The organism is Alkalilimnicola ehrlichii, from assembly GCF_003399765.1.
Classification (GTDB): domain Bacteria; phylum Pseudomonadota; class Gammaproteobacteria; order Nitrococcales; family AK92; genus AK92.
In genome coordinates, this window is sequence record NZ_NFZV01000006.1 from 54,154 (window position 1) to 78,010 (window position 23,857).

Genomic DNA, 23,857 nt, shown 5'->3' on the forward strand with positions numbered 1-23,857 from the left:
CCCCCCTTAGGTGTAGGAACGTTCCATGTCACTCTCTGGCGGGTGGGGAACGGCTCATTATGCGTCCCGCACGTTCAGTTAGACCTGTGGCCGAGGAAAGAGTTTTCAACGCGGAGGAAATTCGCGTCCGAAGGAAGTGTTCAATCCATGAACAACGACATTACTCTTCCCTGAGCCCGTCGATCTCGCCAGTCGTCTCAGACTCGCCGCCTGCCCATCCTAGGCGGGCGCTACTCAACGTGGTTCGATGGCAGCCAAATGGCGCCCCACCGCCGTCCAAGAGCCCAATAAGCCTAACAGGCTTCCGGCCAGAGTCAATCGGAGAATGCCGACAAAACCCAAGCCCTGTAACGAGAAACTACTGCCGTATAAGACAGCCAGCTCCCGCGCCGGCCCACCCAGCAACAAACGTCCGACTTCGATCAATAAGGCAGCCAAGAGGCCTCCGGCTATGCCATACCAGATACCTTCGTACAGAAAGGGACGGCGGATAAAAGCATCGGTGGCACCAATCAATTTGGCTACCACAATCTCGTCGCGGCGATTTTGGATATCCAGCCGAATCGTGTTGCCTACGACCAGGATCACCGCAACGGCCAGTAAAACCGCAATCACCCATATGCCGCGCTGGATAAGCTGCATAATGCCATGCAGCCGCTGCAACCACTCTTGGTCGAGCCGTAATTGCTCGACAGCGGACTGTGTCTGCAAGTCGCCAACCAGCTCGTCGACTTCCGCCGGCGTCAGCCCCGATACCGGCCGGACAACCAAAACCGGCGGCAAGGGATTATCGTCCAGCAAGTCCATAGCTTCCTGGAAACCGGATAAACGCCGGAATTCCTCCAGCGCTGCCTCTGGCGTGATCACGTCCACCGAGTCAATTTGGGTATGCCCCCGCAGCTCCCTGGCCAGCGCTCGATAATGTTCGGCGTCGGTTCCTAGCTCCAGGAATAGGGAGATCTGGGCATTGCCTTCCCAACTACCGACGACGCGCTCGGCGTTAGCCAACATCAGCAAAAAGCCCGCCGGCAACGCTAGCGCGATGGCAATGACCGCCGCAGTCATCAAGCTCGGTAACGGTGCCCGATACAAGCGCCCCAGCGAGGCGAATAAAGCACGTAAGTGGGCACTACCCCAGGCGTCCACCGACTGCCGGAGCCGATTAGACCGTGCGCGCGGGTTCCCGGCCGCCATTACGCCGCCACCCCCGCCCAGTCGTCGATCACCTCGCCGTGCTCAAGGCATACCACGCGTTGCCCTAAGCGGCGAATCAGCTCCAAGTCATGACTGGCGATTAACAAGGTGACGCCAACGCGATTGAACTCCTGGAATAAGCCCATGATCTCGGCGGATAACGCAGGGTCTAGATTGCCCGTCGGCTCGTCGGCAATCAAAATCGGCGGGCGGCTGACCACAGCGCGAGCAATCCCCACGCGCTGTTGCTCGCCGCCGGACAAGGTAATGGGGTAGGAGCGCTCTTTATTGAGCAAGCCGACTTTATCCAGCGCTGCCCGCACACGGCGGCCGACCTCGCGATGGGGGACTCCGGCAATGACTAGCGGCAACGCGACATTATCGTACACTGGGCGGTCGTACAGGAGCTGGTGATCCTGAAAAATTACCCCGACCCGCCGTCGTAAGTGCGGAATCCGCCCCTTACGCAAACGCGCCAGATTAACGCCGTTGACCAGGACTTGGCCACGAGACGGCCGTTCGAGCAAGGGAATAAGTTTCAGTAAGGTACTCTTACCAGCCCCGGAGTGGCCGGTAATAAACACCATTTCCCCTTGCTCGATCTCCAGATTAATGTGTCGAAGGGCTTCGAAGCCCCCAGGGTAGCGTTTGCTTACCCCCACGAAGCGGATCATCGACCACTCACCTCAATCCCGCAATTCCTCGTTGAGGAGCGCGGATACAAACTCCTGCGCATCGAATGGGCGCAGATCTTCTAATTGTTCGCCGATACCGATAAAGCGGATCGGCAATTTCAACTGGTCGGCGATAGCGAAGATCACCCCGCCTTTTGCCGTTCCGTCAAGCTTGGTCAACACAATGCCGTCCACCCCCACGGCATTGTGAAAATGTTTCGCCTGCGATAAGGCGTTCTGGCCGTTGCTGGCATCCAGCACAAGTAAGGTCTCGTGCGGCGCCTCGGGGTCGAGCTTGCCGAGCACCCGTTTGACTTTCTTGAGTTCCTCCATAAGATTTTCCTGGGTATGCAAACGGCCGGCCGTGTCGGCGATCATAACTTGCTGCCCGCGCGATTTCGCGGCTTGTAAACCGTCGAAAATCACCGACGCCGAATCTGCCCCGGTATGCTGGGCAACCACCGGAATCCCGCTACGCTCGCCCCAGACTTTGAGCTGTTCGACGGCAGCCGCACGGAAAGTATCGCCCGCAGCCAGCAATACCGAGCGTCCTTCGCTCTGGAACCGTCGCGCCAGCTTACCGATGGTGGTCGTTTTGCCCACACCGTTTACACCGACGGCGAGCAAAACGAACGGCTGCTTGCTCTCGTCGACGCGTAGCGGTTCGCTACAAGGTTCGAGAATAGCGACCATGTTCTCGTGCAAGGCCAGCATCAACGCATCGGCGTCGTTTAAATCCTTGCGCTTGAGCGTTTCGGTAACGCCGTCGAGAATTCGCTGCGTCGCGTCCACCCCGACATCGGCTAACAATAAACGCGTTTCCAGCTCTTCGAGCAGCTCGTCGTCAATGGTTTTCTTGCCCAGAAATAAGCTGGCCAAGCCTTCGGTCAAGCCGCTGCCGGTCTTGTTCAAGCCCGCTCGTAAACGGGCGAACAAGCTTTGCTTGGTTTTCGGCTCCGGTGCCGGCTCAGGTTTAGGCTCTGCTATCGGCTCAGGCTCTGCTGGCGCAGGAATCTCCGGCTCCGCCGCGGGCTCCTCCGGCGGCAGCTCGGGTTCGGCTGCCGGCATTTGCGTTTTCGGTGCCGGCGGCGGCTCGACCGCAGCCTGTGGAGGCTGCTCCGGCGTTTTCGTCACCGGCGCCTGCTCGGCCGGCGGCCGCTTGGCCCGCAGCCTGGCAACGAAACTTTCCGCTTCGCCCTGCTCGGCTAGCGACGCGGCGAATTCCGGCTCCGGACCGCCACGCGCGATCAATGCCGACTCCGCCCCGACCTCGGGCCGCTCAAACGCCCGCTCTTCGATCGAACGCTCGGAGGCGCCGCTTGCTTCGGGCTTTTGCTTCGACTTGTCCTTTTTCCGGAAACCCCACATGGGCTGTTATGATCCTTTACGCTGGCAGTAGAAAAACAGTGTTGGCTATCCTACCACTGTTGGGGAAACACTGAACAATTCCCTTACCCCTTCGGGCAGGGCCGTAAAGCTCGCAAGGAACGCCGCTGGGCATTAGGGTTAGACCAACGAAAGTACGCGGCTAATCGCTCGTGCTAAAAGCACACCCCGGCACCTTCATATACGGCCATTGGCAATAAATGCTGAACAATTCCGGTGCCGGCCGGTCAAGTAGTACAACCGGCTCTTCCTGCTACCGCATCTTTCTGACAGATTGGGAGCGATATGAAAAGGATCATCGTCACCATTTGCTTATTAGCCGTCGCCTGGATGGCCCAAGCGGATGATTTAGGCATCTACGAGTACGAACTCGACAATGGCCTTACTGTGCTAGTACGCCCGGATCACCGAGCGCCGGTAGCCGTCTCGCAACTCTGGTACCGGGTTGGATCGAGCTATGAATATCGGGGCGTCACCGGCATATCGCACATGCTCGAGCATATGATGTTCAAGGGCACCGAACGGCTCGCTCCAGGCGAATTCTCGCACATTATCGCGCGCCACGGCGGTCGCGATAACGCGATGACGGGACGCGATTTTACCGCTTATCACCAGCAACTTGCCGCCGACCGCCTGGCTATCGCCTTTGAGTTGGAGGCCGATCGTATGCACCGGTTGCAGTTGACGGAAGAGGAATTCGTCAACGAAATGGAAGTGGTCAAAGAAGAGCGGCGGCAACGCGTCGACGATATCCCCACTGCGGTAATGATGGAGCGTTTCTTTGCCACCGCATACACCTCTAGCACCTACCACCAACCGATAATCGGTTGGCAAGAAGACCTGGACAACATGACGCTGGACGACGTCCAGGCCTGGTACGACCGCTGGTACGGCCCGGACAATGCCATTCTGATCGTGGTAGGCGATGTCGAGCCGGAAGCGGTTCGCGACCTGGCGGCGGAATACTTCGGCGACGTACCGGCACGAGATATAGCGCCGCCGAAACCGTCCCACGACATTCCCGCCCCGGGAGAACGCCGCATCGCCGTGCGTATTCCGGCAGAAGTACCGGTGATCGTGATGGGCTATCAAGTCCCCTCCGGCGCTACGGCCGATGAGGAGTGGGAAACCTACGCGCTGACGGTATTGGCCACCGTCCTCAGCGGCGGCTCGGCGGCCCGTTTACCGAGTCAGTTGGTCAGAGGTCAGGAGATCGCCGCCTCCGCCGGCGCCAGTTACTCGCCGATCGCGCGGCTCGACACTTTATTCTTATTCAGCGCCAATCCAGCAGGCGATACCGGCCTCGATACGCTGGAACAGGCCTTGAACGCCGAAATCGAACGGGCGCGGGAGGAACCGATTAGCGAGGCAGAGCTTGAACGAGCGCAAAATCAGATTATGGCCGATCACCTGTTCGAACTGGATTCGATGTTTTATCAAGCCATGCAGATCGGGATGCTGGAAACCGCCGACATCGGTTGGCGCGAACTGGAGCGATTCGAAGCCGGCATCCGTTCGGTGACGCCGGAGCAAGTTCAGCAAGTGGCACAACGCTATTTGATTCCCGATCGTTTGACGGTCGGCCTGCTTGAGCCGATCCGCCAGGGAGGTGAACAAGAATGAGGCCTTTCCTACGTACGCTGTCGATCCTGTGGCTCGTGCTATGGCTACCGCTTGCACAGGCCAATAGCCCGGAAATACGGCACTGGCAATTGGACAACGGCGCTCGCGTCTATTTTGTCCAGACCGAAACGCTACCGATCGTCGATCTGCGCGTTACCTTCGATGCCGGCGCGGCTCGCGACGGCGAGCAGGCCGGCCTCGCACGGCTTACCAACAGCCTGCTCAGCCAAGGCGCGGCCGGCCTTAATGCAGATGAATTGGCATTAGCTTTCGAGTCGGTCGGTGCACGCTACTCCAGCGGCAGCGAACGCGACATGGCATGGTTGCAACTACGCAGCCTAACCCGGCCGGAAGCGCTGACTGCCGCTACCGATACGCTAGCCATGATTCTTGCCGCACCGGAATTTCCGGAGGCGGATCTGGAGCGGCAGCGGCGGCAAATGCTAGTCGCCCTGCAAGCCGAGCGGCAATCGCCGCCGACGATTGCCGAGCGCGCCTTATACGAAGCGCTCTATGGCGACCATCCTTATGCCAGTGCCCCGCAAGGTACCGAAGATAGCGTGCGCGCCTTGAGCCGCGAGGCCGTCGTTGAGTTTCACGAGCAGTACTACACGGCAGGTAATGCCGTGCTCGCCATCGTCGGCGACCTAAGCGCGAACGAGGCGCGCGAGCTTAGCGAGCGGCTGCTAGCCGATTTACCGGCAGGCGATCGCGCGCCGCAGCTACCGGAGCCTGAGCCGCCGGAACCGCAAACCGTACATATCCCCTATCCGTCGGCGCAAACCCACGTTTTGATCGGCCAGCTAGGCATTGCTCGTGGCGACGAGGACTACTTCCCGCTCTACGTCGGCAATCACATTCTCGGCGGCAGCGGATTGGTATCCATGCTGGTGCACGAAATGCGCGAACGGCGCGGCTTGTCGTACAGCAGTTATAGCTACTTTGTACCCAGTGCCGAGCGTGGGCCGTTTATCCTCGGCACCCAGGTACGCGCCGATCGCACCGGCGAGGCCTTAGAGGTACTAGAAAACCTATTCGTCGAATTCCGCGCCGAAGGCCCTAGCGCCGACCGCCTGCAAGCCGCTCAAGAAAATATCACCGGCAGCTTCCCGCTAAATATCGACAGCAACCGGAAAATCGTCGGCTACGTGTCGATGATCGGTTTCTACGGGCTGCCGCTCGACCACCTGGACACCTTTATCGGCCAAGTGGAGGCGGTCACGCAAGCGGCGATCGTCAGCAGTTTCCAAAACCGGCTCGACCCCGAGCATCGGGTTAGAATCCTGGTCGGGCCGGAAGGCATACTGGCGGACGAGGACGAATGAAAGGCGGACAAACCTTACGCATCATAGGCGGCGAGTGGCGTGGTCGCCGCTTGCCGTTTCCCAACGTGAAGGGCCTTCGCCCTACCGCGGACCGGGTGCGGGAGACCGTATTTAACTGGCTCCAAGTCCAAATCCCCGGCGCCCGCTGCCTGGATTTATTCGCCGGCAGCGGTGCAATGGGCTTTGAAGCCGCCTCTCGCGGCGCCAAATACGTGCAGTTGGTGGACCGTTCGCCAAAGGTCTACGCCAGCCTAAAGGCAAACCGGGAGCTGCTCGATGCGGGCATGATCGACATCGTTTGCCAAGACGGTTTGGCGTTCTTAAAACGCGGAACGGACGAACCCTTCGATGTCGTACTGCTTGATCCGCCGTTCGACTCCGCTATCATCGAACCCTGCTGTCAGCTACTCGAAGCAAACGGTTGGCTGGCACCGGAGGCACGAATTTATCTGGAGCTGGATAAGTCTCAGCCCATGCCTGAGCTACCGGCAAACTGGGAGCTGGTGCGAGAACGCCAAGCAGGACGCGTCGCGTTCCGCCTCGCTATACGGCAAGCTCCCAAACAGGGGGATGAATAAACTATGAGCATCAAAGCCATCTACCCGGGCACGTTCGATCCGATCACCAACGGGCACAGCGATCTGGTGGAGCGCGCGGCGAAGCTGTTCGATACGCTGGTGCTTGCCGTTGCGGCCTATCCCAGCCCGAGCAAGCGGCCGGCATTTACGCTCGACGAGCGGCTAGAACTGGCATCGACCGTGTTGGGCCATATCCCTAATGTCCGTATCCAAACCTTCGATACGCTGCTTGCCGAGTTTGTCCGCGAAGAAGGCGCACAAGTCATCCTCCGCGGCCTGCGCGCCGTTTCCGACTTCGAGTACGAATTTCAATTGGCCAGCATGAATCGGCAACTGGTGGACGCGGAAACCATGTTTCTGACCCCAGCCGAACAATATTCCTATATTTCCTCGAGTTTGGTGCGCGAAGTAGCCGCTCTGGGCGGCGACGTCTCCAAGTTCGTTCACCCGGCCGTGAACGAGGCGCTACAGGCCCGGGTAAGGCGTAAGTAAACGCCTTACCCGGACAGTGGAATATCTTCTACATCATCCCAATCATCCGGAAGCAGGGAGCCGCTTCGCACCCAGTCTCTGCATGAGAAGGTTAGTATGATCGACCGCACCGGCAAACGTGTTTTCTTTACCTTACTGAGCGTCGTTTTCATCATAGCGGTGCCGGCTACAAAAGCCGCCAGCGAAACCCCACCCGCCGCAGCTATTGCCAGCGCCCACCCGCTTGCCTCCGCGGCCGGCGAGGAAATTCTAACCGCCGGCGGTAACGCCTTCGATGCCGCCGTCGCCGTCAGCGCCGCCTTGGCGGTTGTCGAGCCCTACGGCTCGGGTATCGGCGGCGGCGGGTTTTGGTTATTACACCGCGCCGAAGACCAACGCGATATCTTTCTCGACGGCCGAGAAACCGCACCCGGCGAAGCCCATGCGGACATGTATCTCGATGAGGACGGCGAATTCGACCAACAAGCCGCCTTGGTCGGACCGTTAGCCGCCGGTATCCCCGGCACACCGGCGGCACTCGCTCATTTGGCGGAAGAGTACGGCCGACTGCCGCTCGCCAAGAGTCTGGCACCGGCAATCCGTTACGCCCGGGAAGGCTTCGAAGTCGACGAACACTACCGCCGCATGGCAATGTTTCGCCTACGCGACTTGAACGAGTTCCCGGCGGCAGCGGAGATCTTTCTGCACGACGGCGTCGTCCCCCCATCGGCCACCGCATTCGTCAACCGGACTTGGCCGACACTTTGGAGCTGATCGCGGAAAAGGGTGCCGAGGCTTTCTACCGGGGCGAATTCGCCGAGCGTCTGGTCGATAGCGTCCGCCAGGCGGGCGGTATCTGGCAGCTTGCAGACCTGGAAAACTACCGGGTGGTCGAACGCGAACCCATAGTGGGCGAATACCGCGGCATCCGCGTAGTGTCCGCACCGCCACCGTCTGCCGGCGGCATTAGCATTATCGCTATGCTAAATATGCTGGAGCATTATCCGCTCGAAGATTTCGACGCCGTGGAGCGGACGCATCTGCTCGTCGAAGCCATGCGCCGTGCTTATCGCGACCGAGCAGAGTACTTAGGCGACTCCGATTTTGTCGATATTCCGGTCGCTCGGCTGATCAGCCCCGATTACGCGGACGGACTGCGGCATAACCTGCGGCTTGATCGGGCCACGCCTAGCGAGCAATTACGCGGCGTCGAAGCCCGCAGCCCCAGCGGCGAGAGCACTACTCATTTTTCGATTATCGACAAGGAAGGCAACCGGGTTGCCGCAACGCTAACGATCAACTACCCCTTCGGCTCGGCGTTCGTTGCCGAAGGCACCGGCCTATTGCTTAATAACGAGATGGACGATTTCTCGGCTCAACCCGGCGTACCGAATGTGTATGGCCTAGTAGGCAGCGAAGCGAATGCCATTGAGCCCGGCAAGCGCCCCTTGTCGAGCATGTCGCCGACCTTTCTGGAAACCGACGAGGCCGTCGCCTTGCTCGGTACGCCCGGCGGCAGCCGTATCGTTACTATGGTTTTATTAGGTATTTTGGATTTTGCGGCTGGGGAGCCGGTCACCCGCTGGGTCGAAAGCCCCCGCTTTCATCACCAGTATCTACCCGACGAAATACAGTACGAACCGGGCGCCTTCAACGCCGAAGAACGTCGCCAGCTCAAGCAGCTTGGCCACGAGCTAAACAACGTGCGTCGTCAGTACGGCGATATGCAGGCCATCTTCTGGGATAAAGCGCAGAATCTCGTGGAGGCAGCCTCCGATCCCCGCGGAGGCGGCGAGGCCATCGTCATAGAAATGGACGACTGAGCATGGTTGTCGCAATTTTCGGCTGTACACGCCTCCCCGTGTCCTGCCCAAGAAAAAGGGCGAATGAATAATCTCGCAAGAGGCGTAACGTGAGACGGAAATCACTGCTGATTGCCGCGGGCTTGGCGCTCGCTCTCGTACTCTGGTTAGCCAGCGGCCACCTAACCCGAGAAGTCGCCGGTACACCCCCGGCAGACGCGGCGCGCCCTGCACCGACGCCTTTTCTCGTCAGAGCGGAGTGGCACGAAGCCACTCCCGTCGACCGCACATTAACCTTACAAGGACAAACCGAGCCTAACCGCTACGTCACCTTACGCTCGGAAACCTCCGGCCCCGTCGCCGAGTTGTTGGTAAGGCAAGGCGCTCGGGTGGAACGAGGGCAAACCATTCTCCGCTTATCGGAAGCGGAGCGCCTCAGCCGACTAGAGCAAGCCCGCGCTCAGCTGGAACAGGCTCAAGTGGCCTACGATGCCGCTCGCGGCTTGGCCGACGAGGGCTATCAAGCCGATATCGAAACACGACAAGCGTTCGCCGCCCTTCAACAAGCGCAGGCGGAAGTACGAGCCGCCGAGGAATCCGTCCGCCAGATCGAGGTTCGCGCACCGTTTAGCGGCATCTTTAACCAGCGCTTTGTCGAAGAGGGCGATTACGTAAGCCCCGGCACCGAAATCGGCGTTATCGTTAACAATGACCCGCTGCAAGTGCGCGTTGACGTTCCGCAACAAGCCATTGGCCAAATCAATACCGACAGTCCAGTACGCATCAGGCTGTTCGGCCACGATGCCGTCGAAGGGCAGATCCGCTACATTTCCGCCAGTGCCGATACGGGAACCCGCACTTTTCCGGTCGAGATTCATATCGAAAATCCGGGTGGCAGCATTCCGGCCGGCATTAGCGCCGAAACGCAGATCGTTCTCGGCAGGGTGCCCGGACATTTTCTGTCTCCCGCCCAATTAAGCCTCAATGCTGCGGGCATTCTGGGCGTCAAGACGGTGGATGAGGACAGCCGGGTGGAATTCCATCCCATCGAATTGATTCGCTCCCAGCCCGATGGCGTATGGGTGGCCGGACTACCGGAGGAAGCGTTGATCATCACCGTCGGCCAAGGGTTCGTCGACGCCGGGCAAGAAGTGCGCGTCAGCCTTGCGGGAGAGGATGAATGAAGCGGCTCATCGATGCCGCCTTCAACCGCTCAAGGGCAGTTTTGTTCTGCCTATTTCTCCTCATGCTCCTTGGCGCCGGCGCTTATATCGCAATTCCAAAGGAATCCGAGCCGGATGTACCGGTACCGTTCATCTACGTGTCTATCAATTACGAAGGTATCTCGCCCGAAGATGCCGAGCGTCTCCTAATCCGACCCATGGAACGCGAGTTGCAAGCCTTGGAAGGCTTGCAAGACCTGCGCGCCACAGGTAGCGAAGGTCACGCTTCTATTCTGCTTGAGTTCGATGCCGGCTTCGACGCCGATACCGCTTTGCAGGACGTTCGCGACCGCGTCGATACGGCTCGCGCCGACCTGCCGCCGGGCACCGACGAGCCGAGCGTTAACGAAATCAACATCGCCCTGTTTCCGGTCATCAGTATCGCGCTGTCCGGACCCGTACCCGAACGCACCTTGGTCACGCTCGCGCGCGAACTCTCCGACCGCCTGGAGGCCTTACCCGGGGTTCTGGAGGTCGATATCGGCGGCGATCGCGAGGAGCTGCTCGAGATCATCGTCGAGCCGACCGTCATGGAAACCTACGACCTCAGCTTCGAGCAATTGATAAGCTTGGTCGAGCGTAATAATCTGCTCATCCCCGCCGGCACGATCGACACCGGCACCGGCCGACTTCCCGTCACCGTCCCCGGCGTCGTCGAAGACATCGACGACGTGATGACTATGCCGGTAAAAGTCGTCGGCGATACCGTGGTCACTTTCGCCGATGTGGCCGACATCCGACGCACCTATAAGGATCCGGAAGGTTTTGCCCGCGTCGAAGGCGAGCCGGCCGTCATTCTAGAAGTTTCCAAGCGCCTGGGCGCCAATATCATCGATACGATCGAGCAGGTGCGCACCGTTACCGAGTCCATGAGCAGCGAGTGGCCGGAGTCGGTGCAAGTCATCTACATGCAGGATCGTTCCGAAGAAGTTCGGACAGTGCTGCGCGATCTACAGAACAACGTCGTCTTTGCCGTCTTGCTGGTGATGATCGTCATCATTGCCACGCTCGGACTGCGACCGGGCATCCTAGTCGGCATTGCGATACCCGGCGCCTTTCTCACAGGTATCCTGGCCATTTTCTCGATGGGCTACACGCTGAATATCGTCGTACTGTTCAGCTTGATCATGGTCGTCGGCTTGCTGGTGGACGGCGCCATCGTCGTTGTCGAGCTAGCCGAACGCCGACTCACCGAAGGCGACCCGCCGCGAGCCTCCTACGCCTATGCCGCAACGCGCATGGCTTGGCCGATTATCGCCTCGACCGCTACCACGCTAGCCGTATTCCTCCCCCTACTGTTCTGGCCGGGCATCGTCGGCGAGTTCATGAAATTCCTGCCCATCACAGTATTGGTGACGCTAGCAGCGTCCTTAGCCATGGCATTGATCTTCATCCCCGTACTTGGGGGCATAGTCGCGCGGGCACGGCGGAGCCGGACGAAGAACGCGGCCGTCTATTCAGGATCGCCGAGCACGGCGACCTGGGGCAGATCGGAGGTTTCACCGGGCGCTACATCCGGCTGCTCGATAAATTGCTCAAGCATCCCGGCAAGTTCCTGCTCGGCATGCTTGGCTTTATCGTGGCGACCTACTTCGCCTACGGCGCCCTCGGCAAAGGCGTGGAGTTTTTCCCCACCATCGAACCGGAGGCGGCGCAAATCCAAATTCACGCCCGCGGCGACTTATCCGCCTGGGAAGAGGATGCCATCGTCCGCCAAGTTGAAGAACGCCTGCTTGGCATGCCGGAATTCGAAACCTTGTACGTCCGCACCGGCACCACAAACATAATGTTTCAAGATATGGCGGAAGATGTCATCGGCGTGATCCAGGTCGAATTTATCGATTGGCAGCAGCGACGACCGGCTGCGCAAATCCTGGCCGAAGTCCGCGAACGGACCGCGGATATTCCGGGTATCGTCATAGAAGCGCGCGAACAACAGCAGGGGCCGCCTTCCGGCAAACCGATCGATATCGAAGTAACCAGCCGCGACCCGAGTCGCTTAGCGCCGGCCATCGAACGCATCCGGGAAGTCATGGCGGACGTCGGCGGCTTTACCGATGTGGAAGACAGCCGCCCGCTACCGGGCATCGAATGGGGGCTGCAAGTCGATCGCCAAGCGGCCGCGCGTTACGGCGCCGACGTCGCCTTGCTCGGCAATGCGGTACAGCTAATGACCGGCGGTATCTTGATCTCCGAGTACCGACCCGACGATGCCGACGATGAAGTCGAAATTCGCGTTCGTTTCCCCGCCGATAGCCGCAGTCTAGAGCAGCTCGCCAACCTGCGCGTACCGACCGAGCGCGGCCAGGTGCCGATCGGCAACTTCGTCCGTTTCGAGCCGCAGCCGCAAACGGGCGTTATCGAGCGCAGCGGCGGCCAGCGGGTACTGAACATCCTCGCCGATGTCGAGGAAGGCCTACTGCCCGATAATCAAGTACAGCGGCTACAAGCCGCACTGGCCGAAGTCGACTTACCAGGCGTCGAGTACCGCTTTCGCGGCGAGCTGGAGGATCAGGAGGAAGCCGGGCGTTTCTTAAGCATCGCATTCTTGATTGCCATCGGCTTAATGACACTATTGCTAGTAACCCAGTTCAATAGCATTTATCAAGCACTGCTGGTGCTTAGCGCTATCGTCCTGTCGACGGCCGGCGTGCTCCTTGGGCTATTAGTCAGCGCGCAACCCTTCGGCGTTGTTATGAGCGGCATGGGGATCATTGCCTTGGCCGGTATCGTCGTAAACAACAATATTATTCTGATCGATACCTATAACGAGTTGCGCGGCCGCGGCTTACGCGCGCGCGAGGCGATTCTGCGCACCGGCGCTCAGCGTCTACGACCGGTTCTCCTCACTGCCTTCACGACAGTGCTCGGTCTACTGCCGATGGTCATCGGCATGAACATCGACCTGATTGGCCGCGAGGTGTCCTTCGGTGCACCGTCGACACAGTGGTGGACGCAATTATCGAGCACCATTGCCGGCGGTCTCAGCTTCGCCACCGTTCTAACGCTCTTACTAACTCCCTGCCTGCTCATGATCGGCGTCAATAGCGGCCGACGGCTACGACGCCGTAGGCGCCAATTGAGCGTTGCTTGGGGACGCCGTTTTCAACGACAGGAGACCGATTAATCCCTTATCGGTCGCTCATTAAACGGACAGCAGTAAGAAATTGTTCAACTTCGCTCGGAGACGAGACACATGCCCACTTTGCTAGGCACCCATGCTCGGAGCTATTATAGGAGTTTGCGAGATTTCCTACGGATTTGCCATGAGCTCTAACAGACGAGATCACTTGCTCGATACAGCAATCGAGTTATTTTACCGTAATGGTTGCCACACCACCGGCATCGACAAGATTCTGGCCGAAGCTGGCGTGGCTAAAATGACGCTCTACAAGCACTTCAAATCCAAGGAAGACTTGGTGCTAGCCGCTGCGCAGCGATTCCACGACCGAGCGCGAGAGGAATTCGAAGAAGCGGTCAACGATAAGAACTACACGCCGAAAGAGCGTTTAATCGCGATCTTTGACGTCCTGCGGGAGTGGATGGAAGGGGAAGGCTTTCGCGGCTGCCCTTCGGCCAACCTAGCCGTACAATATCCCGATTTGGATCATCCTATTCATCAGGCGGCAGCCGATCATAAGCGGCTGCGTATCAAGTACATTTCCGGCCTGGCTGCCGACGCCGGCGTACCCAACCCGGAAACCTTAGGCGAGCAACTCGTTCTGCTTATCGAAGGGGCGACGGTGATGACGCAAATCACAGGCGACCTGACGCATGCCGACCAGGCCAAGGAAGCGGCTAAAGTGCTCATAGATGCCGCCTTAGCAACGGCAGCGTGAGTGCGCCTACTTAACTCATTGCGCTAAATCGAACAAAACGGATGCGAGGTGCCGGCAGGATGCCGGCTTTTTATTTCTGCCACGACCGCCTGCCGCTGCACGGTTCGACGCACCGGCTAATCGGAATTACTTGAAAGCCAGAGGTAGTTATGCGGCGCGAGCAGTACGTAGAAAATGGCCAGCAGGAGCTTGAGTCCGCGCAGGTTGGAACCGCCTTTAACGGAAACGAGGCCATTCTCTGGTACCTCGACGCGCACCTTATTGGAACGGCACCAGTCGATCTTCAGGTAGACCTCCTTGCCCCCGGTGAAACCTCGTATTCTTGCGTTTCTCCGTTCCCTATCTTGCCAAGGCACTCGCCGTTACAAATGATTTTGTACTTTCGTGCTCGATCGGCGTAACCGCTGTCCCGAGATATACGTAAGGTACCCATACCCCAACCTTCCCAAATCATTAACAAAAGCGATTATCGTCGAGGAACGGCCTCTGACCCAGGGCAGAGGCCTCTGCTCGCGATCCCAAACTAGCAACGGCACAACCGAACAAACGCTATTCGGTAAAGCTAAAGATTGCGGCACCAAGCTCGTCGACGAGCGTTGCAACGGCGGCTTCGATAATCCGCCGGTCGGCAAGTGCCGGATCGGTAGCGGCCTCTTTTAGCACCCAGCGACGGCTGCCCACACTATGGCCATACTCGTCGCGTAACGACACTTCAAGTACGCCATTGCGCCAATGCCAACCGTCCCGCGGGCTGAGATCCTCGATATCGAGGCGGGCAAAAACAGTGTACTGTGCGGCGGAAGTTACGGTAAAACCAGCATGCGCCAAGGCTGCCGACAACCCTTCCCGCATATCGCGCGCGTAATCGCCACTGCTTTCCGGGCGAACCGAGACGCGCAGCAGCAACTCGTCGTAGTCGGCCTCTAAACGCGCTAAGGACCACCGGGGCGGGACGCCTTGACCGGTTGCATCGAGAACGCGCAAATTGCGCTGCAACTCTTCGCGTTGACGCTGGGCGGCAATCGAATGTGCCGCCGCCCGTAGTTGGGCGAATAAATCCGTTTGCGCTTGTGCCTGGGAGATATAAGCCTCGGTAGCTTCATCGAGCGCTGCGATCTCATCTCGCAGGCCATGTACGGCGCGGGCGCGCGACAAGACCGCGAGTGCGTGGTGGCGCCCGCTTTGCGGGTCGCGCCATTGGGCTGCAATTTCAACGCCTCGCACAACCCGATCGATCCGCGTTTGCAGCTCGCGCGCGACCTCTTGGCTTTGAATAACCAGCCCATCGCCGGTTTCTTGGCGGCTACTGCGATCAAGACTTTGCTCTTCGATACGCACTTCGAAGGTTTTGGCCAAATCCGCGCGCGCGCGATCCCGCGCTTGGGCAGCGGTATCGGCTTCGCCGCGCCCGGTCAGGTAGCGCTCGGCCGGATAATCCTCGGCCGTACCGTAAACCCAACCCGGCGCCGCCGGCCCAGCATGACGGGCACAGCCGTATTGAATAACAATAACGATAATGACCAACGAGATCAGGTTTATTTTTTCACATATCCCCCTAAAGAAAACCCCCGAACATTGCTCACACCTTAGACCAAACGCGGCGCAAGCGTATTGTTTGAGCGCTTCCTGAATGCCAGCCTTCGGTGGCGGTTTACATCCAATGTAAGGACACGACGCGCAGATCGCCCTCGTCCAGATTTAGCGAAGCGATCTCTCGCTCTTCCACAAGCCGCCCCGCGCTGTCCCATAATTTGACCGTCAGCGTATGGCTCCCTGGAGCCAGGCGCAGGCGGGCGATTTGTATATTATCAGGCAACGTACGCCAACTGCGGACATCCGCCTGCTCGCTAAGCGCACCGCCTAAATTAACCAAAAACCCGAGGAATGGGTTTTCCTCGCGGGCTCGCTTAGCCGCATTATGCCGGGCAACATTGCGCGTCAGCGCACGCGCAGTCAAACCAGGCAGCTGTCGCTCCAATGCGCTATCGGCTAACTGATACACCCACTCGGCGGCTTCGCCCTGCGATTGCAGTTCGCCGGCATGAACGCTGAACGAAGCGACCGTCGGCGGGCGTCGCCGCAAGGCCGGCAGGGCCACCCGATAAAGTTGCCCGGTATCGTAGCTCTGCGTTGTGACGGATCTCTCGTATTTACGTGGCGCTAATCCGTTGTGCAGGATGACCACCACTTCCCCACCGGTAACCGGCAGATCGATCGGCGCCCAATCGATGCCGTTAAAGCGATGTCGGTACTCGGCATGTTCGTCGACCAAGTCGAGATAGTCGCTCAGCGCTAGTAGGCGCGCGGCAAGACTGACCGGCGCTGGCTGAGTTTGCTCGTCATAGGTGCGCAACGCCAGCCGGTAGGCAATCATCGCATCGCTCCACTCGCCCGCAGCCTCATAAATGACGCCGGTGAGATAACGCGCGAAGGCATCGCCGCCGTACGGTGCCCGCCCCGTCGCGGGATCGAGTCGTCGCAGTGCCAAATCGAGCTGGAGCGCTTCCACGCGCGCGGCGTCGAACTCGCCGAGCTCCAGAAAGTTCAAAGCCTGATAAACATGAAGCAGGATGCGTTCATGCACATCGGGCGTATAGCTGCGAACGTTCTCCGCGACTGTCAGCGCCCCTAACGACTCGCTGATGCTAATCGCATCGAGACTCAAGCCAAGTGTTTTCGCCTTCTCGAAGGCCTCGACACTGGCCTCCAGCTCGCCCTGCATCCGCAGCAACATGCCTCGGTTAAGCTCATACAGCGCGCGGTTGCGATTCGCCCCCTGCAACGGCTGTAACGCCTGCAATGCCTGCTCAGGTTGCTGCGATAGCAGATGGCCTTCCATCCGGTTCAATGCTTGGCCGTGCGTAGCACAGCCGCTCAGCACTAAGACCAAAAGCAAAGGCAGCAACCGCCAGGTCGCCAGCGGATTCATCGGCGGCGACCTCAAGCGTTACGAACGAAACCGGCCACGCTGGATGACTTTCTTAATCTTCTTCTGCCCAACCCAGACTCGCCGGTTGTCGGCCATGCTGGTTAGCGCAAGATCGACCTGGTAGTAAGCGACCTGGGTGCGCCCTTCGACATCCATGATCGTATTGATCGTACCGGTAAGCATGTAATCGGCGCCGATCTCCCGCCCCATGGCGCTGCGAGTCGCATCGGTTGCGTGCAGATCCTGGTCGGCACGCTCTTCGCGAATCGCCTCCCGCTCGCGACCGCCGGCCACAAAGGTAACCCGACCCGCATTAATCAACTCCCGCTCGATATCGCGGATGAAGGTATTAACGTTGATATGCTCGTGGCTGAGGTTGCGGACTTCGCCGACGATCACCGTGGGCCGTCCTCCGCGCCGTTCGGCATGCTCGGTGAGCCAAGCGCGCGAGAGCAAATCGGCAACCATTTCTTCCGACACCATACGAGAGTCGGTATCGTTCCAACGGCCGCTTAAGTCATGCGTTTCCTCCGCACCGACACGGTCGACCCGCGTCGAGCAGCCGCTTAAGGCCAGCACCACCAGCAGCATGATGACCCACGTCAAAGCACCAACTTGCCGCACCTGCATCCTTAATCACCCTGAGCCATGTTGTCGAATAGATTATTACCGCGCTGCCCGATGTGCTCGCGCAGGCTGCGATTCATTTCTTCTGTTGCCGCGACCGTCGCCTGGACTCGCTCCATGTCGAGTTCGGCCAAACTGTACACGATGTCCGTACGCGGATCGCGCCAGCGGGCGATGATTCGCACGCCGCTCATGTTCACGCGGGTAAGGTTGTCGATTTGACGGCTGACGGCTTGTTCATTCACACCGTCGCTACCGCCAGCCTGGGCGGTATAATCGCGCATCACGACGTCCATATAAGACGATAATACGCGAGCGACTTCGGCGCGGGCACGGTTGTCTGCGGTAGATTCCTGAAGGGAACGGTCCGCCATCGTCGGCGCGCTACCGACCCCGTGAATATAGCGGCCGTCACGATCGTTGAGCGCTTGGCTGCCTTGATTGACCCAGTCCGGCGCTCCGCGTATGCCAAGGTTGCTCTCGACACTGGTACGATGACTGGCGCAACCTGCTGCGGCTAAAGCCACCAATAACATCAGCACGGCGGCGACGGAACGTAGAGAGGAGGACATCATGTGCTTCGTATTCCTTACTGCGATGGACGGCATCTCCCGGTTCATCAATATACCCTAGTAGTCGATCAAGCGATAACCTTAACGTTTTACGAATGAGAACAGGTACTCACGCAGGAAACGACTTATGAGCCGCTACCGTCCACCTCGGCCGCCGAGTTCGAAGTACATCACCCCCGAAGGGGCCGAACGCCTGCGGGAAGAACTCAACTACTTGTGGAAAGTGAAGCGTCCGCAGGTCACCCAAGCGGTATCGGAAGCCGCCGCTATGGGCGATCGCTCGGAAAACGCGGAGTATATTTATGGCAAAAAGCAGTTGCGCGAGATCGACCGCAGGATTCGTTTTTGACGAAGCGCCTGGATGGCATCACGGTTGTGGACCGTGCGCCGGACGATCAAAGCCGGATTTATTTCGGTGCCTGGTTCGAACTCGAAGACGAAGACGGCGAATTGTATCGTTATCGCGTGGTCGGACCGGACGAGCTGGATCTCGATCGCGGCTGGATCAGCATGGACTCGCCGCTGGGCCGCGCCGTTATGCGCAAAGGCCTGGACGACGAGGTGCGGGTTAGCCTACCCAAGGGTGAGGCTGTTTATGTCGTTACCGATATCCGGTATGCGCCGTTTGAGTAGGCAGTAACGACTTCTTGGCGGACAGGCCTCCTGCGGGTTCTCGCCCAGGAGGGCGAAATCGGACGCTACCCGTCACCGCTGGCAATCAGGGCAATAATACGTCGCCCTCTGCCCCAAACGCGCAACTTCGACAGTGCCCTCACAGCGTAAACAAGCTTCGCCCGCCCGGCCGTAGACGGCCAGCTCCTGTTTAAAATAGCCCGGTTTGCCTTCGCCGCTGGTGAAATCGCGCAAGGTGGTACCGCCTGCCTGAATAGCGGCAGCCAACACCTCTTTTACAGCCTCCGCCAAACGCTGATAGCGTACCAAGCCAACTTTCCCGGCAGGGCGAGTCGGCCGGATGCCAGCCTGGAACAAGGCTTCGTTGGCATAGATATTACCAACGCCTACCACCACTTCGCTGTCCATTAGAAAGGTTTTTATCGGGCTACGTCGGTTGCGCGAGCGCCGATAAAGATAAGTACCGGTAAACTCGTCGCTTAGAGGCTCGGGGCCTAGATGAGCCAGTAGAGGATGCGCCTGCGGGTCGCCGTCGACCCAGTGCATGCTGCCGAAGCGGCGCGGGTCGGTAAAACGTAAGCAGGCGCCATCGTCGAAAACGATGTCGACATGTTCGTGCCGCTTCGGGGGTTCCGGCTCTCGCAAGATGCGTAAGCTGCCCGACATGCCTAAGTGCATCAGCATCGTGCCGGCGCGGGTATCAAAGAGCAGATACTTGCCCCGCCTGCGTAAGCGAGTCACGGTTTCTCCGCATAAGGTCACGGCCAATTCAAAGGGTATCGGCCAGCGCAAACGACGCTCGCGCACCATGACCTGACTAACCCGATGACCTTCGACATAGGGTGCGATACCACGGAGAGTCGTTTCGACTTCAGGTAGTTCGGGCATCAGTACACCTCCTCTTCGGTCTCCCCCGTTAAAGCGGACAAGGTCGACTTATCGACATGGTAGACGAGCCCTAAATCAGGCCGCAATAAGCGCGGTTCGCCCCCCGCTAGCAAAAGCCACTGCACCGTCTCGCCATTGGCTAAGCGCAGCTCCACCGTCTGCCCATGGGGTTGTGCCTCGCCCTCATCGAGCGGCCTGACGATACGGGCGCTAACGTTACGCCAACGCTCGACGAGTTGGTCGGCAGCATCGCCTACCAGCAGGTCTTCGCCGTTCAACTCGATCGCCACAATATCGTGGCCGATATCCAACAGCTTTCGGTCGATGAAGTTCCACCACGGTCCTAGCAGAAACGGCGAAACCGAATCCAAAATCAAGAACACTTCGTCGTCGAGCAGAACATAACGACGCTGTGTCAGCGGCTCGGCGGCGCCGAAAACAAAACTCTTATCACCTAAACTAACCCGTAATCGCGGTTTGTCCAGGCCTACCGCGGCAAGATCCATGCTCGCTGCCGGATAACGAGCGGCACTCCGCGCCGTGAGCAATTCCAGCACCTGCTCTACGTGAAACCGACTGGCCGGCAAGGTACGCGGCTGTACTATCTGCCAACTGTCTCGATCCCGCGTTAAACGCACCATTTGACCGTTAGCCGGCTCGATTACGATACGGTCGACCGCATCGGCGCTGAGCCGAGTCAGCCGCCCGTGATTTGGCTCCGGTGTCAACTCCCGCCAAACCAGTAGCGCCAGCCCCAAGAGCAGGGCAAGTAGGCCCACATTCAGCAGTATGCGTTTACTCATACTAACGATTGCCCCCTTTCCATTGACGGGGGCAGAGCGCCTTTTTGCCCTCGGAAAGGGGCTATAGACACAGCTGGCGGGCGGAGAAAAAGCAAATCGACCACTACGCTTACCCCGAACGGCGACGCCACCAATGCCAACCTCCGACAGCGAGGAATGCCAGCGGCAGCACCAACAGAAACCCAAAGCCGATCGCCAAGGTCTGCCAACCGCGCAGATTCAAGCGCTGATCGGGTGCAGCCTGTGTATAGAGATCGAGAAAGACTTCCGACTCGGTCAGCCAATCGACGATGTTCAGCCCTAGTTGTAGATTAGCGCCGTTCCCGATATAGGTGTTGGAAAGAAAGTCGCCATCGCCGATCATAGCCGCGCGCTGTTGACGTAACTCGCCCTCCGAACCGAGCACGTCGCGCGTCAAACTAACCGCCAGCATCAAGCGTTCGTCCTCTGCAAGTTCAATTCGCTCCTCCGGCGCCTTGTCGAAGTCGGGTGCTAACTGATGCCGGGCAGCCGTAATAAGCAGTGGCTCGGCCAGCCAAACACTGTCCTCAAGCAGACCTAAAGGGCGAATCTGCGGAAACAAGGTCAGACCGCTGAGCCGTTGGGTAATAGCATGCGCCGGATAGTCTTCCAACAGAATAAGCCGTGGGTCGTCGATGGCTAACATTTCGCGCGATTTCGGATCGGTGACCACGCCATCGACGGGCAACACGCCGAGGTGCTGGATCAGCTCCGGAAACCGCTCTGCATCGCCCGGCTCGTACAGCCAAAGCAGATTGCCGCCTCGCTCGACATATTGACGCACGGCTCGCACCGCACCGGGCAGCAAATCCGTTTGCGGCCCGTTAATCAGCAATAGATCGATCTCGGCAGGCACCTGGCCGCTAGCGGCCAAACGCAGCGCCTGCAGGTAGTAACCCTTGCCTTCCAAGGCCCGCCCGAACGAGCCAAGGTCGTAGTTTGCCTGGCCGTGCAAACTCCGCTCGCCGTGCCCCGTTAAAAAGCCGATGCGCTGACCGGAGCCCCGTTGCAGCCGCTCCAACGCCGCACTGATATGCGCTTCGTTAGGCACCTCGACGTGCTCGCGCCGCTCGCCGTACTCGATGACGACTTCACCCGCACTGCCGACGCCCATTCGCCGCACCAAGTCGGGGCGCGCTTCGGGATTAATGAATTGCCAACTAAAGTCGGCCTTATGCCGCTGATAACGCGAAAACAAACCTTCAAGGTGACGCTCTAGAAAATGCCCCTCGGGCACGAACGCATAAACCATGACCGGTTGCTCCATCTGCGCAACCAAACGTCGGCTCGGTTCGGTAACCTGAGTCTGCGCCGCACCGGCCCATTGCCAGCTCACGTCATGACGCTGACTCAACCAGGCTATCGCCGCCAAACAGCTCAGAAACAGCACGGCAAATAAAAAACCGTTGATTCGCAGCCACAACCGTCGGTTCATGATTGCACCCTCAGAGCATCCAGGCGGCGCACCGCAAACGCGAGAAAGCCGATAATGAGCAAGGCGAAGTAGGCGAGGCTACTGCTCTGCACCGACCCGGTCAGCAAGTTATCGTAGTGGCTTAAGCTGCTCAGATACTCGAAAACGGCGCTATTATCCGCGGTTGCTCCGGCGCCATAGTGAAACAGCATGAACAACAGCCCAATACCGAAGGTGCCGACCGCCGCCACCCCCGGTTGTACCGTAAGGCAGGAAATATACGTCGCGGCGGCCAACAATGCGGCAGCCATCAGACCAAGCCCCACCGCTGCCGCCGCCAAGCGTGCCAGATCGAGGCTGGTTCCCAACATCAGCGACAACGGCATCAGAACCCAAAGCGATAGCAGAACGGCCACGAAACCGAGCGCGCCGAGGTACTTGCCAAGCACGATTTCGGTTGCCGTGATTGGCGAGGAGAATAGCAACTGCAAGGTACCGCTACGTCGCTCCTCGGTGATCAAGCGCATGGCTAACACGCCCAAAACCAGCAACAGCAGCATAAGAAGGGTCGGATCGCCAAGAAACCGCGCAACGACCAGATCGGTCACACCTAGCGGGCTGTTGACTTGTACCAGTAGAGGCTCCAGATAAAGCTGGAACTCGTCCACCAGCTGCAGAAAACGCCAGGCCAACAGAAACTGAGTGACCGCCAACAAAGCCCACGCCAAAGGCGAGGCGAACAAGCTACGAAATTCGCGGCCTGCAATCGCAAACATGCCGTCGAATCTCATGCGGCCTCCCCATGCGTTAAGGCGACAAATAGCTGCTCAAGACTCTGCTGTACAGGCACCCATTCTCGCAACCCCCAGCCTTCGCGCACCGCAAGTTGCAGCACCCGTTCGGCGGCGGCTTGATCGCTCAGCAATAAGCGTAAGCGCCGGCTGTCCAGTGCCTCCGCTTGCTCGACGCCAGCGAGCGTTTGCAAGCGCTCGATGGCCGGCGGCTGGGCAAAACTCACCATGAACTCTTGGACGTCGGCCACGGCATTCAGCTCGTTTAAGTAGCCGGAATACACAGCGTTACCCTGATAAAGAATAATCACCCGATCGCAAAGGCTTTGGATTTCGGGGAGAATGTGGCTGGAAATGATAACGCCATGCTCTTGGCGGAGCTCGGCGATCAACGCGCGCACGGCGCGGATCTGCAAGGGGTCGAGACCCACTGTCGGCTCATCGAGAATCACCAGCGCCGGCCGATGGACAATGGCCTGAGCGATACCGACCCGCTGCTGAAAACCCTTCGACAGCTTGCCGATCAGGCGGGAACCGACCTCCGTCAGGCCGCAACGCCGCATTGCCTCGTCGACCGCTGCGGGAATCAGCGCTCGCTCCATGCCGCGTAAACGCGCACAGTAGCGCAAATAGGCGCTAACGCGCATTTCGGGGTACACCGGCGGTAGCTCGGGCAAATAGCCGAGATCGCGCTTAGCGGCCCGGCCGCCGTCCAATAAGTCAGCGCCGTTAAGCCGTACGCTACCCGCTGTCGGCGGCAAGGTGCCGCTTAGAATACTTAACGTCGTGGTTTTACCCGCGCCGTTCGGCCCTAGCAAACCGAGCACTTCGCCGCGGGCAAGCTCTAGACTGACGCCGCGCAACGCCTTACGGTCGCCATAGTCTCGCTCTAGCCCTTGGGCTTTTAACAGGATTTCGCCCGTCATATGTTTTAGTATCCCTACCGGAAAAGTTGGCAAACGGTCGACCTTCGACCCGCCGCATTAAGGAAACACTGATTCACCCCTTGGATCTCCGCCGGGCCTGCGGCGTGTGGTCGAAGATCTTGGGGATAAGGCTTAAGC

Annotated in this window: 21 protein-coding genes and 2 pseudogenes; 11 read left to right on the forward strand and 12 right to left on the reverse strand. The window is 59.1% G+C overall.

Annotation, left to right across the window (positions count from 1 at the left end; genetic code table 11):
- Window positions 1-234: 234 nt before the first annotated feature.
- From ftsX to ftsY, 3 genes are read right to left on the reverse strand one after another with little or no spacing between them, the layout of a single operon-like run.
- Window positions 235-1,194, reverse strand: a complete 960-nt coding sequence (ftsX, locus tag CAI21_RS07555) for a permease-like cell division protein FtsX (protein ID WP_116301734.1) — start codon at window positions 1,192-1,194, stop codon at window positions 235-237.
- Entirely contained in the window at window positions 1,194-1,868 is a 675-nt protein-coding gene (gene ftsE, locus CAI21_RS07560) for a cell division ATP-binding protein FtsE (RefSeq protein ID WP_116301735.1), read from the reverse strand. The genes ftsX and ftsE overlap by 1 nt, the downstream gene beginning before the upstream one ends.
- A 12-nt stretch (window positions 1,869-1,880) precedes the next feature.
- A complete protein-coding gene (ftsY, locus tag CAI21_RS07565; protein WP_404840859.1) occupies window positions 1,881-2,936 on the reverse strand; it encodes a signal recognition particle-docking protein FtsY in 1,056 nt (351 codons plus the stop codon).
- A gap of 603 nt (window positions 2,937-3,539) precedes the next feature.
- Here ftsY and CAI21_RS07570 point away from each other — a divergent pair.
- The 9 genes and pseudogenes from CAI21_RS07570 to CAI21_RS07605 all read left to right on the forward strand — a co-directional run bounded on the left by CAI21_RS07570 (window position 3,540) and on the right by CAI21_RS07605 (window position 14,115).
- A complete protein-coding gene (locus CAI21_RS07570; RefSeq protein ID WP_220347787.1) occupies window positions 3,540-4,877 on the forward strand; it encodes a M16 family metallopeptidase in 1,338 nt (445 codons plus the stop codon).
- Window positions 4,874-6,202 carry a M16 family metallopeptidase gene (locus CAI21_RS07575; RefSeq protein ID WP_116301737.1) on the forward strand — a complete coding sequence of 443 codons (1,329 nt, stop codon included), beginning with the start codon at window positions 4,874-4,876 and terminating at the stop codon, window positions 6,200-6,202. The genes CAI21_RS07570 and CAI21_RS07575 overlap by 4 nt, the downstream gene beginning before the upstream one ends.
- Entirely contained in the window at window positions 6,199-6,780 is a 582-nt protein-coding gene (rsmD, locus tag CAI21_RS07580; RefSeq protein ID WP_116301738.1) for a 16S rRNA (guanine(966)-N(2))-methyltransferase RsmD, read from the forward strand. The genes CAI21_RS07575 and rsmD overlap by 4 nt, the downstream gene beginning before the upstream one ends.
- Window positions 6,781-6,783: 3 nt before the next feature.
- A complete protein-coding gene (gene coaD / locus CAI21_RS07585; RefSeq protein WP_116301739.1) occupies window positions 6,784-7,272 on the forward strand; it encodes a pantetheine-phosphate adenylyltransferase in 489 nt (162 codons plus the stop codon).
- Window positions 7,273-7,368: 96 nt separating this feature from the next.
- Window positions 7,369-9,074: pseudogene (ggt, locus tag CAI21_RS07590) on the forward strand (gamma-glutamyltransferase).
- A gap of 89 nt (window positions 9,075-9,163) precedes the next feature.
- Entirely contained in the window at window positions 9,164-10,237 is a 1,074-nt protein-coding gene (locus tag CAI21_RS07595) for an efflux RND transporter periplasmic adaptor subunit (protein ID WP_116301740.1), read from the forward strand.
- 62 nt (window positions 10,238-10,299) lie between these two features.
- Window positions 10,300-11,667, forward strand: a pseudogene (locus CAI21_RS24685) (efflux RND transporter permease subunit); the annotation flags it as partial.
- A 140-nt stretch (window positions 11,668-11,807) separates the two neighbouring features.
- The gene (locus tag CAI21_RS24690) at window positions 11,808-13,403 is read left to right on the forward strand and encodes an efflux RND transporter permease subunit (protein ID WP_258868038.1); all 1,596 of its coding nucleotides are present in this window, start codon (window positions 11,808-11,810) and stop codon (window positions 13,401-13,403) included.
- A gap of 139 nt (window positions 13,404-13,542) precedes the next feature.
- A complete protein-coding gene (locus tag CAI21_RS07605; RefSeq protein ID WP_220347788.1) occupies window positions 13,543-14,115 on the forward strand; it encodes a TetR/AcrR family transcriptional regulator in 573 nt (190 codons plus the stop codon).
- A 549-nt stretch (window positions 14,116-14,664) separates the two neighbouring features.
- On the opposite strand, the gene CAI21_RS07615 is transcribed toward CAI21_RS07605, so the two are convergent.
- The 4 genes from CAI21_RS07615 to CAI21_RS07630 form a co-directional block, all read right to left on the reverse strand.
- Window positions 14,665-15,639, reverse strand: coding sequence for an LPP20 family lipoprotein (locus tag CAI21_RS07615; RefSeq protein ID WP_181919311.1), 975 nt, complete (start codon window positions 15,637-15,639; stop codon window positions 14,665-14,667).
- Between the two features lie 127 nt (window positions 15,640-15,766).
- Window positions 15,767-17,044, reverse strand: coding sequence for a COG3014 family protein (locus CAI21_RS07620; RefSeq protein WP_116301743.1), 1,278 nt, complete (start codon window positions 17,042-17,044; stop codon window positions 15,767-15,769).
- Window positions 17,045-17,062: 18 nt separating this feature from the next.
- Window positions 17,063-17,674: a penicillin-binding protein activator LpoB gene (locus tag CAI21_RS07625; protein WP_116301744.1), complete on the reverse strand. Its 612-nt coding sequence runs from the start codon at window positions 17,672-17,674 to the stop codon at window positions 17,063-17,065.
- Between the two features lie 2 nt (window positions 17,675-17,676).
- Window positions 17,677-18,246: an LPP20 family lipoprotein gene (locus tag CAI21_RS07630; protein ID WP_116301745.1), complete on the reverse strand. Its 570-nt coding sequence runs from the start codon at window positions 18,244-18,246 to the stop codon at window positions 17,677-17,679.
- 124 nt (window positions 18,247-18,370) lie between these two features.
- On the opposite strand from CAI21_RS07630, the gene CAI21_RS24695 reads away from it, so the two are divergent.
- Both CAI21_RS24695 and CAI21_RS24700 read left to right on the forward strand, forming a co-directional pair.
- Entirely contained in the window at window positions 18,371-18,592 is a 222-nt protein-coding gene (locus CAI21_RS24695) for a hypothetical protein (RefSeq protein WP_258868039.1), read from the forward strand.
- Complete coding sequence (locus tag CAI21_RS24700) at window positions 18,589-18,876, forward strand: GreA/GreB family elongation factor (RefSeq protein WP_258868040.1); 288 nt, start codon at window positions 18,589-18,591, stop codon at window positions 18,874-18,876. The genes CAI21_RS24695 and CAI21_RS24700 overlap by 4 nt, the downstream gene beginning before the upstream one ends.
- A 72-nt stretch (window positions 18,877-18,948) precedes the next feature.
- Here CAI21_RS24700 and mutM read toward each other — a convergent pair whose 3' ends face one another.
- The 5 genes from mutM to CAI21_RS07660 all read right to left on the reverse strand — a co-directional run bounded on the left by mutM (window position 18,949) and on the right by CAI21_RS07660 (window position 23,719).
- Window positions 18,949-19,764, reverse strand: coding sequence for a bifunctional DNA-formamidopyrimidine glycosylase/DNA-(apurinic or apyrimidinic site) lyase (gene mutM, locus CAI21_RS07640; RefSeq protein WP_116301746.1), 816 nt, complete (start codon window positions 19,762-19,764; stop codon window positions 18,949-18,951).
- Window positions 19,764-20,567, reverse strand: a complete 804-nt coding sequence (locus tag CAI21_RS07645; RefSeq protein ID WP_116301747.1) for a DUF4340 domain-containing protein — start codon at window positions 20,565-20,567, stop codon at window positions 19,764-19,766. The genes mutM and CAI21_RS07645 overlap by 1 nt, the downstream gene beginning before the upstream one ends.
- Before the next feature lie 109 nt (window positions 20,568-20,676).
- A complete protein-coding gene (locus CAI21_RS07650; RefSeq protein ID WP_116301748.1) occupies window positions 20,677-22,023 on the reverse strand; it encodes a GldG family protein in 1,347 nt (448 codons plus the stop codon).
- Window positions 22,020-22,793, reverse strand: a complete 774-nt coding sequence (locus tag CAI21_RS07655; protein WP_116301749.1) for an ABC transporter permease — start codon at window positions 22,791-22,793, stop codon at window positions 22,020-22,022. Before CAI21_RS07655 ends, CAI21_RS07650 begins: the two co-directional genes overlap by 4 nt.
- Window positions 22,790-23,719 (reverse strand): ABC transporter ATP-binding protein, encoded by a 930-nt coding sequence (locus tag CAI21_RS07660; protein ID WP_116301750.1) that lies wholly within the window; start codon window positions 23,717-23,719, stop codon window positions 22,790-22,792. Before CAI21_RS07660 ends, CAI21_RS07655 begins: the two co-directional genes overlap by 4 nt.
- Between the last annotated feature and the right edge of the window lie 138 nt (window positions 23,720-23,857).

Excerpts from the sequence above, each read along its gene's own strand:
- ftsY (WP_404840859.1), bottom strand. The coding sequence starts at position 2,936 with ATGCCGGCAGCCGAACCCGAGCTGCCGCCGGAGGAGCCCGCGGCGGAG.
- CAI21_RS24695 (WP_258868039.1), top strand. The coding sequence starts at position 18,371 with ATGAGCCGCTACCGTCCACCTCGGCCGCCGAGTTCGAAGTACATCACC.
- mutM (WP_116301746.1), bottom strand. The coding sequence starts at position 19,764 with ATGCCCGAACTACCTGAAGTCGAAACGACTCTCCGTGGTATCGCACCC.
- ftsE (WP_116301735.1), bottom strand. The coding sequence starts at position 1,868 with ATGATCCGCTTCGTGGGGGTAAGCAAACGCTACCCTGGGGGCTTCGAA.
- rsmD (WP_116301738.1), top strand. The coding sequence starts at position 6,199 with ATGAAAGGCGGACAAACCTTACGCATCATAGGCGGCGAGTGGCGTGGT.
- CAI21_RS07660 (WP_116301750.1), bottom strand. The coding sequence starts at position 23,719 with ATGACGGGCGAAATCCTGTTAAAAGCCCAAGGGCTAGAGCGAGACTAT.
- CAI21_RS07655 (WP_116301749.1), bottom strand. The coding sequence starts at position 22,793 with ATGAGATTCGACGGCATGTTTGCGATTGCAGGCCGCGAATTTCGTAGC.
- coaD (WP_116301739.1), top strand. The coding sequence starts at position 6,784 with ATGAGCATCAAAGCCATCTACCCGGGCACGTTCGATCCGATCACCAAC.
- ftsX (WP_116301734.1), bottom strand. The coding sequence starts at position 1,194 with ATGGCGGCCGGGAACCCGCGCGCACGGTCTAATCGGCTCCGGCAGTCG.
- CAI21_RS07605 (WP_220347788.1), top strand. The coding sequence starts at position 13,543 with ATGAGCTCTAACAGACGAGATCACTTGCTCGATACAGCAATCGAGTTA.
- CAI21_RS07625 (WP_116301744.1), bottom strand. The coding sequence starts at position 17,674 with ATGCAGGTGCGGCAAGTTGGTGCTTTGACGTGGGTCATCATGCTGCTG.
- CAI21_RS07645 (WP_116301747.1), bottom strand. The coding sequence starts at position 20,567 with ATGAGTAAACGCATACTGCTGAATGTGGGCCTACTTGCCCTGCTCTTG.
- CAI21_RS07570 (WP_220347787.1), top strand. The coding sequence starts at position 3,540 with ATGAAAAGGATCATCGTCACCATTTGCTTATTAGCCGTCGCCTGGATG.
- CAI21_RS07650 (WP_116301748.1), bottom strand. The coding sequence starts at position 22,023 with ATGAACCGACGGTTGTGGCTGCGAATCAACGGTTTTTTATTTGCCGTG.
- CAI21_RS07575 (WP_116301737.1), top strand. The coding sequence starts at position 4,874 with ATGAGGCCTTTCCTACGTACGCTGTCGATCCTGTGGCTCGTGCTATGG.
- CAI21_RS07630 (WP_116301745.1), bottom strand. The coding sequence starts at position 18,246 with ATGATGTCCTCCTCTCTACGTTCCGTCGCCGCCGTGCTGATGTTATTG.
- CAI21_RS07620 (WP_116301743.1), bottom strand. The coding sequence starts at position 17,044 with ATGAATCCGCTGGCGACCTGGCGGTTGCTGCCTTTGCTTTTGGTCTTA.